Source organism: Herbidospora yilanensis, assembly GCF_001570565.1.
Lineage (GTDB): Bacteria > Actinomycetota > Actinomycetes > Streptosporangiales > Streptosporangiaceae > Herbidospora > Herbidospora yilanensis.
In genome coordinates, this window is sequence record NZ_BBXE01000013.1 from 595365 (window position 1) to 610647 (window position 15283).

Here is a 15283-nt window from a genome sequence, read left to right on the forward strand (position 1 = left end):
GCTACCTGGCCCCCGGGAGCACCGCCAGGGCGATCTCCCCGGTCGAGGCGAACGCCGCGACCTGCGGCGACAACGAGGCGTCGACGATCACGGTCACCAGCCCGGAGGCGCCCCGCTCCGACGACCCGACGCTGTGCACCCGCGCCGAGGGCACCAGCACCTTCTGCGGCACGGCGCCCGCCCGCGCGTTGCCCGGCACGTAGATGACCTGCACGACGTCGCCGGCGGTCAGGCCCGACGGATATTGCCCCGCCTTGAGCGAGAGCCCGACCCTGGCCCGGTTGGGCCCGACCTCCTCGCTGTCACTGGTGACCATCGTCTCGGTCAGCAGCGTGCCGGGCAGCAGGGTGACGGCGGCGAAGGTCTTGGCGACCTGGTCGCGGTGGCGCCAGGGGACGTACGCGATCCCGGTGTCGGCGATCTGCACCTCGCGCAGCGCGGCGACCGGGATCTGCTGCCCGGCGCCGATCTGCTCGGCGACGCCGACGGCCGAGACGCGGTCGCCGCTGCGCATGACGAGGAGGGTGCTGGTGAGGGCGCCGCCGACGATGAGGAGCACGGCGACGGCCGCGAGCGCGGGTTTGCGCTCCCGTGGTGGCACCGGCAGCTTGCGCGAGGCCGGTCCGGAAAGGGTGGGCCGATCGACGGGGGAGCCGTTGACGGGGCGGGGGACGTCCCGGACGGGCTTCTCGCTGGTCCTCATGGGCAGGGAACTCCCAGATCAAAAGCAATTTAGGATTCGCGACGAAATATCACGCCATTATGGACATCGCCGAACCCGATGGTTCCGAAAAATGGCGAGCCATGCTTATCGGTTATAGGTCACGCCGTCAAAGAGAACGGCATCATCGCCCGTTTTCCCAGGTAGACAGGGCGAGAAGTCCCACGGGTCACAAACGCCACAATTGCCCCAGCCTCTTTCGTATAACACTGAAGCGGGGCACAACCGCAACGGATATGGAATTTCGGTATATATCGCCCGAGCATCCCGGACACCTGTGGACAACCCCACCGGTTTTCCACAGAAACGCCAGGTGAACACGGTGGATCCGGCGCGGAAGAACCCGGCAAAGGCCCCACTTGAGAGCGGCGCGACCACGCGGACCCTGCCGGAATGCGGACACGTTGTCCACAGGGTTACCCACAGGCATGCGGCCATGTCCACACACCAACCGATTCGGTCATACACCGCCGTGGTGACGCGCCGTCTCTGTACGGTGACCCCGCCACCGATCCCCTTGGAGTACCGCCGATGCGGATCACCCTCACCGTCGTCGGCAGCGCCGGTCACCGTGACGTGATCGTCGACGGCGACGAGTCGACCACGGCCACCGGCCTGGCCACCGCCCTCGACACCCGCAACCTGGGCAACGTCGTCCGGCTCCCGCGTGCGCGGGCGCCCTACGGCATCGACAGGGACGCGGGTCACGACACGTCACACGGCGCGGGCCACGACACGGGCCACGACGGCGTGCTCTGGCTCGACGGCCGTCCGCTGCCCGCCGACGCGCGCGTGTTCGGTCTGCTGCGCGACGGCGACCGGGTGGCGCTCGACCCCCGCGGGGCGGCGGCCACCGTGGTCGAGGAGCCGGGTGGCACGGCCGAGTTGCGGGTCGCCGGTGGCCCGGGAGCCGGGTCGGTCCACCGCCTGGGGCTTGGCGCACACGTGATCGGCGGCGATCCGGCGTGCGCCGTGGCGGTGGCCGACCCTCTTCTCCCGCCCGAGGCCGCCGTGGTCCGGCTGGGGCCGGCCGCGATCACGGTCGAGCCGGTCGGCACGGTGCCGCTGCGGCTGGCCGGAGAGCCGGTGACCGGGCCGGTCGACTGGCCCGAGGACGCGGTGCTCGCGATCGGCCATTCGGTCTTCACGGTCGGCCGCGTCGAGCCGCCCGACGCCCACCTCGACGCGCTGCCCGACGGCGGGCTGGCCTACAACCGGCCGCCCCGGCTGGTGCCGCCCGAGCGGGTGGCCAGGATCGAGGTGCCGCAGGAGCCCCGGAGGGCCGAAGGGGCCCGGCTGCAACTGCTGGCGGCGTTCCTGCCCGCGGCGTTCGGGCTGGTCATGGCGTGGGCGTTCCAGAACTGGTACTTCCTGCTGATCGCGTTCATGACGCCGATGATCATGATCGGCCAGTGGGCGAGCGACCGGCGGCACGGCCGCAAGCAGCACCGCCAGGCGGTCAAAGACCACAAGGCGGCCATGGAGGCCTTCCACCGGGCGGTCGAGAAGGCCCGCGCGGCCGACGAGGCGGCCCGGCGGGCGGCCGCGCCCGACCCCGCCGAGCTGCTGCTGACCGCGACCGGCCCGAGGCGGCGGCTCTGGGAGCGGCGCACCCACGACGCCGACGCGCTGCGGTTGCGGGTGGGGCTGGCCGACCTGCCCGCCGAGATCACCTTCGAGCCGCCCTCCCCCGAGCTGGTGCCGCCGGCCCGCGACGTCCCGGTGGCGCTGGCGATGCGCCGCCTGGGCGTGGCCGGGGTGACCGGCCCCCGGCCGGGCGCTCTGGCGGTCGCGCGCTGGCTGGTGGCCCAGGCGGCCACCCTGCACAGCCCCCGCGACCTGGCCATCGTCGTGTTGTCGGCGAACCCCGACGGCGCGTCGCAGTGGGGCTGGGTGCGCTGGTTGCCCCACTGCGTCACCCACGCGACCGGCAGCCTGGCGTCGGTCGGCGGCGACCTCGAATCGGCCGCCCGGCGGGTGGCCGAACTGGCCGCCCTGATCACCGAGCGCCAGGGCGACGAGGGCGGCCCGCTGCTGAAGCCGGGCCGGTTGACGGGCGGCCCGTCGAGCTGGAACGACCTGGGCCGCGGCGCCCCCAAACAGGCCGAGCCGTCGTTCGGCACCTACGACGAGCGGCCCTACGACGTGCTGGTCGTGCTCGACGGCGCCCAGGCGATGCGGGCGCTGCCCGGCATGCCGCAAGTGCTGCGCCAGGGCCCGCCCGCCGGGGTCTACACGATCGCGGTCGACGACGCCCAGTCGCTCCTGCCGGAAGAGTGCGCGACGGTCGTGGCCTGCGAGGACGACGGCACGATCCGGCTGCGCGGCGGCGGCCTCGACTCCCTCGGCGCGATCCGGCCCGACCAGGTCTCCCCCGCGTGGGCCGACCGGCTGGCCCGCTCGCTGGCGCCGCTGCGCGACGTGAGCCGCGACGACCCGTCGGCCGCGCTGCCCGACTCGGCGCGGCTGCTCGACCTGATCGACGTACCGGACAACCCGGGCCGGTCGACCCGGGCGATCCTGGGCGTGGGCCCCGACGGGCCGTTCGCGGTCGACCTTCGCCGTGACGGCCCCCACGCGCTGATCGCCGGAACCACCGGCGCGGGCAAGTCCGAGCTCCTCCAGACGCTGATCAGCTCGCTGGCGGCGGTGAACCGGCCCGACGAGATGACGTTCGTGCTGGTCGACTACAAGGGCGGCGCGGCGTTCAAGGAGTGCGTCCGGCTGCCCCACACGGTCGGCATGGTCAGCGACCTCGACGCCCACCTCACCCAGCGCGCGCTGGCGTCGCTGGCCGCCGAGATCCGCCGCCGGGAGCGGCTGCTGCTCGACGCCGGGGCCAAGGACATCGACGACTACCTCGAAGACCGCGGCACGACCTGGATCATGGGCGCCACCGGCGTCCAGCAGGCCACCGCCCCCGGCATCTTCGGCCGGGCCGCCGTCCGGACGACGGGCGTCCGGGAGCCGATGCCGCGCCTGGTGCTGATCATCGACGAGTTCGCCGCCCTGGTCGCCGAGTTGCCCGAGTTCGTCGAGGGCCTCGTCGACATCGCCCGCCGGGGCCGGTCGCTGGGCATCCACCTGATCCTCGCCACCCAGCGCCCCGCCGGTGTGGTGACCGCCGACATCCAGGCCAACACGTCGCTCCGGATCGCGCTTCGGGTCACCGACGCCCGCGAGTCGGCCGACGTCATCGACGGGCCGGAGGCCGCCCACATCCCCAAGTCCACCCCCGGGCGTTGTTACGTCCGGTCGGGCGCGGGGCCGGCGGTGGCCGTCCAGGCCGCTCGCATCGGGGGGCGGGCGCCCGGCGGGGGCGGGTCGCCCGGGCAGGTACGGGTGACCGACCTGCCCTGGGAGGCCCTGGGGCGTCCGCCGGCGAGCACCCTCGTCTCCGAGCTGACCGGCACGACCGACCTGGCCCGCCTGGTCGACCGGGTGATCGAGGTGTCGCGCGGGGTGCCCAAGCAGCCGAGCCCCTGGTTGCCCCCGCTGACCGACCAGGTCGCCCTGCCCGAGGTCGGCGGCGAGACGATCGTGTTCGGCGTGACCGACCTGCCGTGGGCGCAGAAACGGCGCCCTCTGGTGCTGGGCCCCGGCCACCTGCTGATCGCCGGCACCGCCCGCAGCGGCCGCTCGACGGCCCTGCGGACCATCGCCGGATCGCTGGCCACCCAGGTCACCGCCGACGACGTCCACCTGCACGCGATCGACTGCGGCTCCGGCGCCCTGCTGCCGCTCGTCGCCCTCCCCCACTGCGGCGCGGTCGTCACCCGCGACCAGCTCGACCGGGTCGAACGGCTGCTGGCCCGGCTGCGGGCCGAGATCGCGCGGCGGCAGCAGGTCCTGGCCGAGGCCGGTTTCGCGTCGCTGGCCGAGGCGCGGGCGGCGGGCCTGCGGGAACCGTGGCTGCTGCTGATGATCGACCGGTGGGAGGGGTTCGTCGCGGCCTTCGAGAACTACGATTACGGCCGGCTGGTCGACGGGGTGATGCAGATCCTCCGCGAGGGTCCCGCCGTGGGCCTGCGGGCGGTGGTGACCTCCGACCGGTCGGGCCTGATCGGCCAGATCTCGACGGTGTTCGACGACCGGCTCGTGCTGCGGCTGGCCGACCCGGCCGACTACGGCCTGGCCGGGCTCCCGGCGAAGAACGTGCCGTCGGCGATGCCCAACGGCCGGGCGTTGTCGATGAGCGAACACGGCATCGTGGAGAGCCAGATCGCCCTGCTGGCCGACGACCCCTCGGGCCCCGCCCAGGTGGCGGCCCTCCAGTCCCTCGCCCGCTCGGCGGCCCCCGCGACGGTCAACCGGCCGCTGCGGGTCGACGCGCTGCCCGCCCGCATCACCGCCGACCAGGCGCTCGGTCTCGTACGCGGCTTCGCACCGCCCTCGCGCCTGTGGGCCCTCCTGGGGGCGGGCGGCGACGCGCTGGCCCCGATGGGCGTCGACCTGCTGGGCCAGGGCCCGGCGGCGGTGATCGCCGGGCCGGCACGGTCGGGCCGCTCCTCGACGTTGCTGACGGCGGCGCAGTCGCTGCTCGACCGCGACGTGCCGGTGCTGGTGATCGCGCCTCGCCGCAGCCCGCTGCGGGAGCTCCGGGGTGTGCTGGCCGTGCTCGACGGCAACGCGCGGAGCGTGCGGGAGGACGACCAGGCGGCGGCCGGCGGCGGCTTCGGCGGGCTGCCGGGGGCGCACGACCCGATGAAGCTCCTCGAAGGCCAGGAGAACTACGTCGTGATCGTCGACGACGCCGAGCTCATCTCCCCCGACTCGGCCCTCGGCACGGCCCTCGACGAGATCCTCCGCACGGCGAGAGACGGCGACCACGGCCTGCTGATCGCGGGCACCACGGGCGACCTGGCCACGGCCTACCGGGGTTTCGTGGCCGAGGCCCGCAAGGCCCGCACGGGCCTGCTCCTGTCGGTCCAGAGCCCCGCCGACGGCGACCTGTTCAACGTCCGCCTCCCGCGAGGGGCGACGGGCGGCGGCCCGGCCGGCCGGGGCCTGCTGATCGTCTCGGGCACGGCGACCCCGATCCAGACGGCCGTCCCCTGACGCGTGGCAGGCGTGGTTCCCGGCGCGGGGGAACCACGCCCACTGGTCAGCGGGTGGCGGACTCGATGTTGCCTCGGTAGGTGTTGATCGTCCGGGACGCCTCGTTGAGCTCCTCCGACATGCGCTGGAAGGCCGCGCGGTAGTTCTGCCAGGCGTCGCGGAACCGTTCGGCGCCGGGGCCGGTCCAGACCGAGCCGACCTTGGCGGCCTCGCGGTCGAGGGTGGCCATCGTCGCGCGGACCTGGTCGGCCTGCTGGGTGAACTGGGCGGCCATGGTCTGCATCTCCGCCGGGTCGCCGCCGAGCAAGCTCTGACTCATCTTTTTTCCCTTCACGGACACCGATATGGCGACCTCACGGTAGACGCCGGACCGGCCCTGAGCACTGGTTATGCGCAGTCGCTATAAGCGGGGGCTGTTTTCGGGAGGTCAACGGTGAAAAACCGGCGCAAACCCGGGTCGGCGGTTGGTCACCCGACGAGGATCCATACACTCCAGTCTCAGGTCGAGGGATAGGAGCTCCCGGTGCAGAAGGTGCTGATCGCCAATCGGGGCGAGATCGCCGTTCGGATCGCCCGCGCGTGCGCGGACGCGGGTCTGGCCAGCGTCGCCGTGTACGCCGACCAGGACCTCGACGCCCTGCACGTCCGCGTCGCCGACGAGGCGCACGCGCTGGGCGGCCAGAGCCCGGCGGAGACCTACCTCGACATCGAGAAGCTGCTGGCCGTGGCCCGCCGGACGGGGGCCGACGCGGTCCACCCCGGTTACGGGTTCCTCGCCGAGAACGCGGGCTTCGCCCAGGCCGTCATCGACGCGGGGCTGACCTGGATCGGCCCTCCCCCCTCGGCGATCATGGCGCTGGGCGACAAGGTGCAGGCCCGGCACATCGCCCAGCGCGTCGGCGCCCCGCTCGTGGCGGGCACCCCCGACCCCGTCTCCGGCGTCGAGGAGGTCGTCGCGTTCGCGGCCGAGAACGGGCTGCCGATCGCGATCAAGGCGGCCTTCGGCGGCGGCGGGCGCGGGCTCAAGGTGGCCCGCACGATGGAGGAGATCCCCGATCTGTACGAGTCCGCGGTGCGCGAGGCCGTCACCGCGTTCGGCCGGGGCGAGTGTTTCGTCGAGCGCTACCTCGACCGTCCCCGCCACGTCGAGACCCAGTGCCTGGCCGACTCCCACGGCAACGTGGTCGTCGTCTCGACCCGCGACTGCTCGCTCCAGCGCCGCCACCAGAAGCTCGTCGAGGAGGCCCCGGCTCCGTTCCTGACGGGGGAGCAGATGCTCATCCTGTACGACAGCTCGAAGGCCATCCTCCGCGAAGCCGGCTACGTGGGGGCCGGCACGTGCGAGTTCCTCGTCGGCCAGGACGGCACGATCTCCTTCCTTGAGGTCAACACCCGTCTCCAGGTGGAGCACCCGGTGACCGAGGAGGTGTCGGGCATCGACCTGGTGCGGGAGATGTTCCGGATCGCCGACGGGGAGACCCTCGGCTACGGCGACCCGAAGCTGCGCGGGCACTCCTTCGAGTTCCGCGTCAACGCCGAGGACGCCGGGCGCGGCTTCCTGCCCGCCCCCGGCACGCTGACCGCGCTGCGCACCCCCTCGGGCCCGGGGGTCCGGCTCGACTCGGGTTACGAGGCCGGGATGACGGTCCCCCAGTCGTTCGACTCGCTGGTCGCGAAGCTGATCGTGACGGGAGCCACGCGTACCCAGGCGCTGGAGCGGGCCCGCCGGGCGCTCGCGGAGTTCGAGGTCGACGGGATGCCGACGGTCATCCCGTTCCACCGGAAGATCGTGTGCGACCCGGCGTTCGTCTCCGAGCCGTTCTCGGTGCACACCCGCTGGATCGAGACCGAGTTCGTGAACGACATCGCACCCTACGAGGGGGTGCGGGAGACGGCCGAACCGGCCGGCCGCGAGCGGATCACGGTGGAGGTCGGGGGCAAGCGGCTGGAGGTGGTCCTGCCGTCGGGCTTCTCCGGCGGGAGGGTGGCGAGAGACGTACAGAAGGCTCCCAAGCGCTCCGGCGGTGCGGCCAAGAAGGCGGCGGCGTCCGGCGACTCGCTGGTCAGCCCCATGCAGGGCACGATCGTCAAGGTCGTGGCCGGAGACGGCGAGTCGGTGGCCCCCGGCGACACGATCGTGGTCCTGGAGGCCATGAAGATGGAACAGCCGCTCACCGCCCACAAGGCCGGCGTGATCACCGGCCTGGCGGCCGGGGTGGGTCAGACGGTCACCGCCGGGTCGGTCATCTGCGAGATCAAGGACGCGTAGCGGATCCCCTGTCCGGCGGGCTCATCCGCGCGCGTGGCGTCGTCCGCGGGCGGATACGGTGGAGTGGCAGAGGAACCATCGCGCAACGCCGTTCGTCCTCATGGGCGAAGGAGGGCCGAATCGTGACAAAATCCCACCCACTAGGCCGCCTCGGGGCCGCCGTCGCGGCCCTGTTCGTCGGCTTGTCCGCCCTTTTCCTGGTGAGCCCCCCGGCGGGCGCCGCCGCCGCGCCTCCCGACGCGGCGACCGTGGTCGGTGCGTGGAAGCAGAGCCCGCTGTTCACGGTGAGCGGATCCCCCCTGACGAGCGCGCAGCAGTCGGAGATCACCCAGACGCTCGACGACTCGAAGTTCCCGATCTACGCCGTAGCGCTGCCCGAGGGCACCGTGACCCGTGCGAACGTCGCCCAGTTCATCCCGGGCCTGCTCACCCAGCTCGACAAGGAGGGCCGTTCCGCGGCGACCGTGGCGGTCATCGACGGCACGAGCCTGTTCGCCGGAACCAGCGCGTTCCCGCAGAACGCGGCCGGCAAGATCGCCAATGAGTCGGCCTACGCCCACGTCGGCGACCCGGTGGCCGTGATGAAGGAGTTCACGAACCGGGTCGACATGCAGCTCTCTGGCAATCCCCGCGGAGCCCAGGGTTCCGGTGACACGATCAGCGGCAACGCGGGCGTCTGGATCGGCCTCGGCGTCATCGCCGTGGTCGGCGGCGGCGGCATCTGGCTGATCGGCCGCCGGAACAAGCGCCGGCGCGAGGAGAAGGAGGCCGCCGAGCTCAAGGCGGTCAGGCAGACGGTCGAAGAAGACGTCACCAAGTTCGGCGAGGAGATCACCTCGCTCGACCTCGACGCCAAGATGCTCCCGGCCGCCGGCACCGACCACGACTGGCAGCACGCCCTCGACTCCTACGAGAAGGCGAAGGTCCAGCTCAACCAGGTCAGGCGGGCCGATGAACTGCGCGACGTCACCGCCACCCTGGAAGACGGCCGCTACGCCCTGGCCGTCGTGAAGGCCAAGGTCAACCAGCTGCCGCTGCCCGAGCGGCTCCCCCCGTGCTTCTTCAACCCCCAGCACGGCCCCTCGGTCCGCAACGTCCGCTGGGCCCCGCCCGGCGGCGCGCTCCGCGACGTCCCGGCCTGCGCCATGGACGCCAACGCGATCGAGCGCGGCTTCGACCCCCAGATGCGCGAAGTGGTCCTGCCCAACGGCCAGCGGGCGCCCTACTGGGCGGCCGGCCCGGCCTACCAGCCCTACGCCAACGGCTACTACGGCGGCTTCGACGGCCTGCTGACCGGCATGCTGGTCGGCACGATGCTCGGCAGCGCCTTCGGCGGCTTCGGCTACGGCGGATACGGCTACGACGCGGGCTACGCCGACGGCGTGGCGGCCGACGGCGGAGGCGACTTCGGCGGCGGAGGCGACTTCGGTGGCGGCGGCGACTGGGGCGGCGGCGACTTCGGCGGCGGCGACTTCGGCGGCGACTGGTAACCCGCCCGACGAGGGCACGGGCCCCGCGGGCCTCGACGAGGCTCCGCGGGGCCTTTCCATGTGCGGACCGCGTTCAAGGTGACTGCAAGCGGGGCGAAAGGGCGCGTGAGAAACTCGGAGCATCCCCTCAGGAGGCTGTTTCCCGTGCGTGCCCTCGTCGCGTTATCTTTTGCCCTCTCCCTGGTCCTCGTCCCGGCCACCGCCGCCGACGCCGCGGCGGCGCCCTGTAAGAAGGGCTCCGGCGTCAAGCTCCGCGGCGCCGACTTCACCAACGGGCGCCAGCTCCCGAGCGACCTCCGCTGCGCCGACCTGACCGGCGCCAAACTCGACGAGGTCGACTTCACCCAGAAAGACCTGACGGGCGCGATCCTCCGCAACGCCTCCATGAAGGAGGCCGACTTCACCCAGGCCCACCTTGAGTACGCCGACCTCCGCGGCGCCGACCTGACCTCCGCCGACCTGGGGCAGCTCCGTGCCAAGCAGGCCGACCTGCGGGGCGCCACCCTGATCGACGTCGAGGCCGGCCAGGCCGAGTTCCCCCACGCCGACCTCACCGACGCAATCATGACCAGGGCCAACCTGACCCAGGTCACGCTGACCAACGCCAAGCTCGTCGGCGCCGACCTGAACGAGGCCGAGCTCGGCCAGGTCAAGGGCCGGACGGCCGACTTCACCCGGGCCAAGATGAAGGAGGCGGAGTTCGGCCAGGGCCAGTTGCAACACGCCGTCTTCAAGGAGACCGACCTGACCGAGGCCCAGTTCACCCAGGCCGAGCTCCAGGGCGCCGACTTCACCGGGGCGGTGGTCGAGAAGGCGAGCTTCATCCAGGCCGACGACCTGAACCTCGACGGCGCCCGGGGCAACCCGGCCGACCTGCCCACCGGCTTCTCGTTCCCGACGCTGCCGGCGGAGCAGCCCACCGGCGGCGACGAACCGACCTCCGCGCCGACCAGCCGCCAGTTGCCGCCCCGGATCCTGGGCATGTCGCCCGCCCTGCTGATCATCCTGGCCGGCGCCCTGGGCCTGAGCCTGACCCTGATCGTCTGGGGCGTCAGCCACCAGCGCACCCGCCGCGACGAGGCCGGCTTCACGATGGCCCGCCGCGTCGCCGAAGAAGACGTGACCCGCTTCGGCGAGGAGATCGACACGCTCGACTTCGACATGAAGGTCAAGGCGGTGAGCGGCCCCAGCCACGACTGGCGAGCGGCCTTGGACGCCTACGAGGCGGCCAAGCAGGCCCTCTATCTGGCCCGGACGCCGGAGGAACTCCACGCGGCCGCGGCGGCGGTCCACCACGGGAGGCAGGCGCTCCAGCGGGTGCGCGCGGTGCTGCCCCGCTAGAGGGGTCGCCCGCCGGCGGGTCGCGCCCGGACCGGTTTGACTTCAAGCGCTTGAAGGCCGGAACACTTCCGGACATGACCGACGACATGCCTCTGGAGAACACCACCGTCCTCGTCACCGGAGGGACCGGCCACGTGGGCGGCCATTCGGTGGCCCGGCTCGTCCGGGAGGGATACCGCGTCCGCGTCGCGGTCCGGCACCCCGGCCAGGAGCCGGACGTCCTCGCCCGGCTCCGCCGGGCGGGCGTGGACCCCGGCGACCGGGTGACCTTCGTCCACGCCGAGCTGACCTCGGACGACAACTGGGACGAAGCGGTGGCGGACGCGCGATACGTGTGGCACCACGCCTCCCCCTTCCCGTTCACCCCGCCGAGCAGCGACGACGAACTGATCGTGCCGGCCCGCGACGGCGCCTTGAGAGTGCTCGCCGCGGCACGTGCCGCCGGAGTGCGGCGGGTGGTGCTGACGTCGTCGTACGCGGCCGTCGGCTACACGGCCAAACCCGGCGGACACTACGACGAGTCGGACTGGACCGACCCCGCCGACGACATCCCCGCCTACATCAGGTCGAAGACCGTCGCCGAGCGGGCGGCCTGGGACTACGCCCGTGAACACGGCGGCCCGGAGCTCACCGTCGTCAATCCGACCGGCATCTTCGGCCCGCTCCTGGACCGGCGGCTGTCGGCGTCGACCGGGCTGGTCAAGGCGTTCCTGGAGGGCGTCATGCCGGTGGCGCCTCGGATGTACTTCGGCGTCGTGGACGTCCGCGACGTCGTCGAACTGCACCTGCGGGCCATGACCTGCCCGGATGCCGCTGGAGAGCGGTTCATCGGCGTCGGGGGCCCGGCGACCAGCTTCTACGAGATGGGCCGGATCCTGGCGAGGCACCTGCCGGCCCTGGCCGACCGCATGCCCGGCGTCGAACTGACCGACGAGCAGACCCGCGAGGGCGCGCGGACCGACCCGGCCCTGCGCGAGGCGGCGACGCTGGGCGGACAGATCCCGACGATCAGCAACGAGAAGGCCCGGAAGGTGCTCGGATGGCGGCCGCGCGACCTGACGGAGACGATCACCGACACCGCCGACAGCCTGATCGCGCTGGGCGTCGTCAAGCCCTGAACCCCTGGAGAATCTCCGTCACGCGCGCCACGACCTCCTTCTCGGTGGCGGAGTCGCCGTCGGCACGGGCCCGCCACATGCGCGCCTTGAGCGCCAGGTATTCCTGGCGGACCCGGAGCCGATCGATCTCGCCGGCGAGCCGCTCGGCCTGGTCGGCGAAGAGCGTGTACAGCTCGTCGGCCGAGTCGTCACCGGCCTCAAGCAGTTCGACGTAGCGGCGCATGCCCTCGACGGTCATGCCGGAGGAACGGAGACAGGCCAGCGTCTCGACCCGGGCGACGGTGGCCTCGCCGTACCGCCGGTGCCCGCTCACGGAGTCGCGGCCCACGGTGCCGAGAAGGCCGATCTTCTCGTAGTAGCGCAGGGTCGGTTCGCTGAATCCGGAGTGCCGTGAGACTTGCTGGATGGTGAGTGAGCCGGTCACGGCCCCAGAATAGGACGCGACACCGGCCCGACCCGGCCGCCGCCTGCCGCTCCGTCACGTCGCGGATGGGTCGCCGGCGGCTCGGTCGCCCGGCTAGATTCCCGCCGTCAACGGCGACATCAGGCGGCGGGCCGCCTCGGTGATCGACCCCGACAACGACGGGTAGACCGCGAACGTGTGGGCGAGCTGGTCGACCGTCAAGCGGTGCTGCACCGCCACCGACAGCGCCAGGATCAGCTCCGAAGCACGCGGGGCCACGACGACCGCGCCGAGGATGATGCCGGTGTTGGGCCGGCAGAACATCTTGATGAACCCGTCGTGGAAGCCCTGCATCTTCGCCCGCGCGTTGGTCGCCAGCGGCAGCTTCACGACCTTGGCGTCGACTTCCTTGTTCTCGACCTGCTTCTGGGTCACCCCCACCGCCGCGATCTCGGGGTCGGTGAAGATGTTGGAGGCCACCGTCGCGAGCCGGATCGGCTGGACGGCCTCGCCCAAAGCGTGCCACACCGCGATGCGCCCCTGCATGGCGGCCACCGACGCGAGCATGAGGACGCCGGTGCAGTCGCCGGCGGCGTAGACGCCGGGGGCGGAGGTGCGGGAGACCTTGTCGACCTCGATGAAGCCGTTGCGGTCGAGCCGGACGCCGTTCTCCTCCAGGCCGATGCCGGAGGTGTTGGGCACCATGCCGACCGTCATCAGGCAGTGGGTGCCCTCGGCGGTGCGGCCGTCTTCCAGGGTCACCACCACCCCGTCGGCGGTGCGCTTGACCGAGGAGGCGCGCGAGCGGCCCATCACGTTCATGCCGCGCCGCCGGTAGACCTCTTCGAGGACCTCGGCCGCGTCGGCGTCTTCGTTGGGCATCATGCGGTCGCGGGAGGAGACCAGGGTCACCTCGGAGCCCAGGGACATGTAGGCGCCGGCGAACTCGGCGCCGGTCACCCCCGACCCGACGACGATCAGCTTCTCGGGCAGCTCGTCGATGTCGTACATCTGCCGCCAGGTGAGGATGCGCTCCCCGTCGGGCTCGGCTCCGGGGAGGACTCGCGGGGTCGCGCCGGTGGCGACGATGACCACGTCGGCGCGGATGGTGCGGTCGCCGGCCCGGACGGTGCCCGGCTCGATCAGGCGGCCGCGGCCCCGGACGACCTCGACGTTCTCGGCGGCCAGGCGGGCCGCGATGTCGGCCGACTGGGCGCGGGCGAGTTCCTTGACACGCCGGTTCACGACCGGCATGTCGGCCACCGCGCCGCCGACGTCGCCGTCGGGGCCGCCGGTGAAGTGAACGCCCAGGGAGGTGCCGTCGACGAGGGCCTGTTTGCGGACGGAGGTCGCGATCATGGTCTTGGACGGGACGCAGTCGGTCAGCACGCACGCGCCGCCCGGCCCCTCTTCCTCGACCACGGTGACCCGGGCCCCGAGTTGGGCGGCGACCAGGGCCGCCTCGTATCCGCCGGGGCCGCCGCCGATGATCACGATCCTTGTCACATGTCCCATTCTCCCGCACCCGAAGAGGTGTAACGGCACGACTACGTGGAACCGCCACGGCCGGTCCTGCGGGCGATCTTGGTTTAGGCTGATGCGGTGCCTGTATACGCCGCCTATGGCAGCAACATGGACCCGAAGCAGATGGCCGAGCGGGCGCCCCACTCGCCGATGAGGGGAACAGGCTGGCTGACCGGCTGGCGGCTGACCTTCGGCGGGGAGGACGTCGGCTGGGAGGGCCCGCTGGCCACCGTGGTCGAAGACGAGGGCTCGCAGGTGTTCGTCGTCCTCTACGACGTCCCCGAGTGGGACGAACCGTCGCTCGACCGCTGGACGGGCCTCGACCTGGGCCTCTACACGAAGATCCGGCTGCGGGTGGCCACGCTCGACGGCGACGTGCTGGCCTGGTTCTACGTGGTCGACTCCTACGAGGGCGGGCTTCCGTCGGCACGCTATCTCGGCATCATCGCCGACGCCGCCGAGAAGGCGGGGGCACCCGATGACTACGTCCACGAACTGCGTGCCCGTCCCTGTAAGTCCCTCGGTGACTGACTTGTACGCTCAGGAGCGTGAGTAACGCATTTTCCCTGGCCGCCGACGCGGCGTCCGCGCTGCGCGCGAAAACGGGAGTCGACGCGTTCGACGTGGCTCTCGTCATGGGCTCCGGCTGGGTGCCGGCGGCCGACGCGATCGGCGAGCCGTTCGCCGAGTTCCCCTCGACCGACCTGCCCGGTTTCGCGCCCCCGGCCGTCGAGGGCCACGCGGGGCGGATCCGGGCCGTCAAGGCGCAGAACGGGCAGCATGTCCTGATCTTCCTCGGCCGCACTCACCTCTACGAAGGGCTGGGCGTCGAGCCGGTCGTCCACGGGATCCGGACCGCCTGCGCGGCGGGGGCGCGGGTGGTCGTGCTGACCAACGCCGCCGGAGGGCTGCGGCCCGAGACCCAGAACGTGGGCGACCCGGTCCTGATCAGCGACCACATCAACATGACCGGCGCCAACCCGCTGACCGGCGCGACCTTCCTCGACCTCACCGAGGTCTACTCGAAGCGGCTGCGCGCGCTGGCGAAGGAGGCCGACCCGTCGCTGGCCGAGGGGGTGTACGTCGCCTTCCGCGGCCCGACTTATGAGACTCCGGCCGAGATCCGCATGCTCCGCACCCTCGGTGGGGATCTGATCGGCATGTCTACTGTGCTGGAGGCCGTCGCGGCCCGGCAGTGCGGCGCCGAGGTGCTGGGCCTGTCGCTGGTCACCAACCCGGGCGCCGGGCTCGTCGGCGAGCCGCTCAACCACGAAGAGGTCCTGGAGGTCGGCCGGGCGACCGCGCAGCGGATGGGCGGCCTGCTGAGCCAGGTCGTCGGCAGGCTCTGAGTCCGGGGAC

General features: G+C 72.3%; 11 protein-coding genes. 7 read left to right on the forward strand and 4 right to left on the reverse strand.

Features of this window, described 5'->3' with window-relative positions; genetic code table 11:
- Window position 1 precedes the first annotated feature (1 nt).
- Window positions 2-703: a hypothetical protein gene (locus AW273_RS02810; RefSeq protein ID WP_062344833.1), complete on the reverse strand. Its 702-nt coding sequence runs from the start codon at window positions 701-703 to the stop codon at window positions 2-4.
- 549 nt (window positions 704-1252) lie between these two features.
- Between AW273_RS02810 and AW273_RS02815 the strand changes: the two genes are divergently transcribed.
- The gene (locus AW273_RS02815) at window positions 1253-5779 is read left to right on the forward strand and encodes a type VII secretion EssC family protein (protein ID WP_062344836.1); all 4527 of its coding nucleotides are present in this window, start codon (window positions 1253-1255) and stop codon (window positions 5777-5779) included.
- A gap of 46 nt (window positions 5780-5825) precedes the next feature.
- Here AW273_RS02815 and AW273_RS02820 read toward each other — a convergent pair whose 3' ends face one another.
- Window positions 5826-6098: a WXG100 family type VII secretion target gene (locus tag AW273_RS02820; RefSeq protein WP_030451352.1), complete on the reverse strand. Its 273-nt coding sequence runs from the start codon at window positions 6096-6098 to the stop codon at window positions 5826-5828.
- A gap of 204 nt (window positions 6099-6302) precedes the next feature.
- On the opposite strand from AW273_RS02820, the gene AW273_RS02825 reads away from it, so the two are divergent.
- From AW273_RS02825 to AW273_RS02840, 4 genes are all read left to right on the forward strand, one after another.
- Window positions 6303-8048 (forward strand): acetyl/propionyl/methylcrotonyl-CoA carboxylase subunit alpha, encoded by a 1746-nt coding sequence (locus tag AW273_RS02825; protein ID WP_062344838.1) that lies wholly within the window; start codon window positions 6303-6305, stop codon window positions 8046-8048.
- Between the two features lie 122 nt (window positions 8049-8170).
- On the forward strand, window positions 8171-9538 hold the full coding sequence (locus AW273_RS36915; protein ID WP_062344841.1) for a hypothetical protein: 1368 nt from the start codon (window positions 8171-8173) through the stop codon (window positions 9536-9538).
- 144 nt (window positions 9539-9682) lie between these two features.
- Window positions 9683-10879 carry a pentapeptide repeat-containing protein gene (locus tag AW273_RS02835; protein ID WP_062344843.1) on the forward strand — a complete coding sequence of 399 codons (1197 nt, stop codon included), beginning with the start codon at window positions 9683-9685 and terminating at the stop codon, window positions 10877-10879.
- Between the two features lie 74 nt (window positions 10880-10953).
- Window positions 10954-11997, forward strand: a complete 1044-nt coding sequence (locus AW273_RS02840) for an NAD-dependent epimerase/dehydratase family protein (RefSeq protein ID WP_083949453.1) — start codon at window positions 10954-10956, stop codon at window positions 11995-11997.
- Here the strand turns inward: AW273_RS02840 and AW273_RS02845 are convergent.
- On the reverse strand, window positions 11987-12421 hold the full coding sequence (locus tag AW273_RS02845) for a MerR family transcriptional regulator (RefSeq protein WP_062344845.1): 435 nt from the start codon (window positions 12419-12421) through the stop codon (window positions 11987-11989). The two genes, AW273_RS02840 and AW273_RS02845, sit on opposite strands and share 11 nt — an antisense overlap.
- 93 nt (window positions 12422-12514) lie before the next feature.
- On the reverse strand, window positions 12515-13906 hold the full coding sequence (locus AW273_RS02850) for an NAD(P)H-quinone dehydrogenase (protein WP_062344847.1): 1392 nt from the start codon (window positions 13904-13906) through the stop codon (window positions 12515-12517).
- Between the two features lie 96 nt (window positions 13907-14002).
- On the opposite strand from AW273_RS02850, the gene AW273_RS02855 reads away from it, so the two are divergent.
- Window positions 14003-14455, forward strand: a complete 453-nt coding sequence (locus tag AW273_RS02855) for a gamma-glutamylcyclotransferase family protein (RefSeq protein ID WP_083949454.1) — start codon at window positions 14003-14005, stop codon at window positions 14453-14455.
- 17 nt (window positions 14456-14472) lie between these two features.
- Complete coding sequence (locus tag AW273_RS02860) at window positions 14473-15273, forward strand: purine-nucleoside phosphorylase (protein ID WP_083949455.1); 801 nt, start codon at window positions 14473-14475, stop codon at window positions 15271-15273.
- Window positions 15274-15283: the final 10 nt, after the last annotated feature.

What these genes read in the sequence shown, in the direction of transcription:
- AW273_RS02810 (WP_062344833.1), bottom strand. Translation starts at nt 703, where the DNA reads ATGAGGACCAGCGAGAAGCCCGTCCGGGACGTCCCCCGCCCCGTCAAC.
- AW273_RS02815 (WP_062344836.1), top strand. Translation starts at nt 1,253, where the DNA reads ATGCGGATCACCCTCACCGTCGTCGGCAGCGCCGGTCACCGTGACGTG.
- AW273_RS02820 (WP_030451352.1), bottom strand. Translation starts at nt 6,098, where the DNA reads ATGAGTCAGAGCTTGCTCGGCGGCGACCCGGCGGAGATGCAGACCATG.
- AW273_RS02840 (WP_083949453.1), top strand. Translation starts at nt 10,954, where the DNA reads ATGACCGACGACATGCCTCTGGAGAACACCACCGTCCTCGTCACCGGA.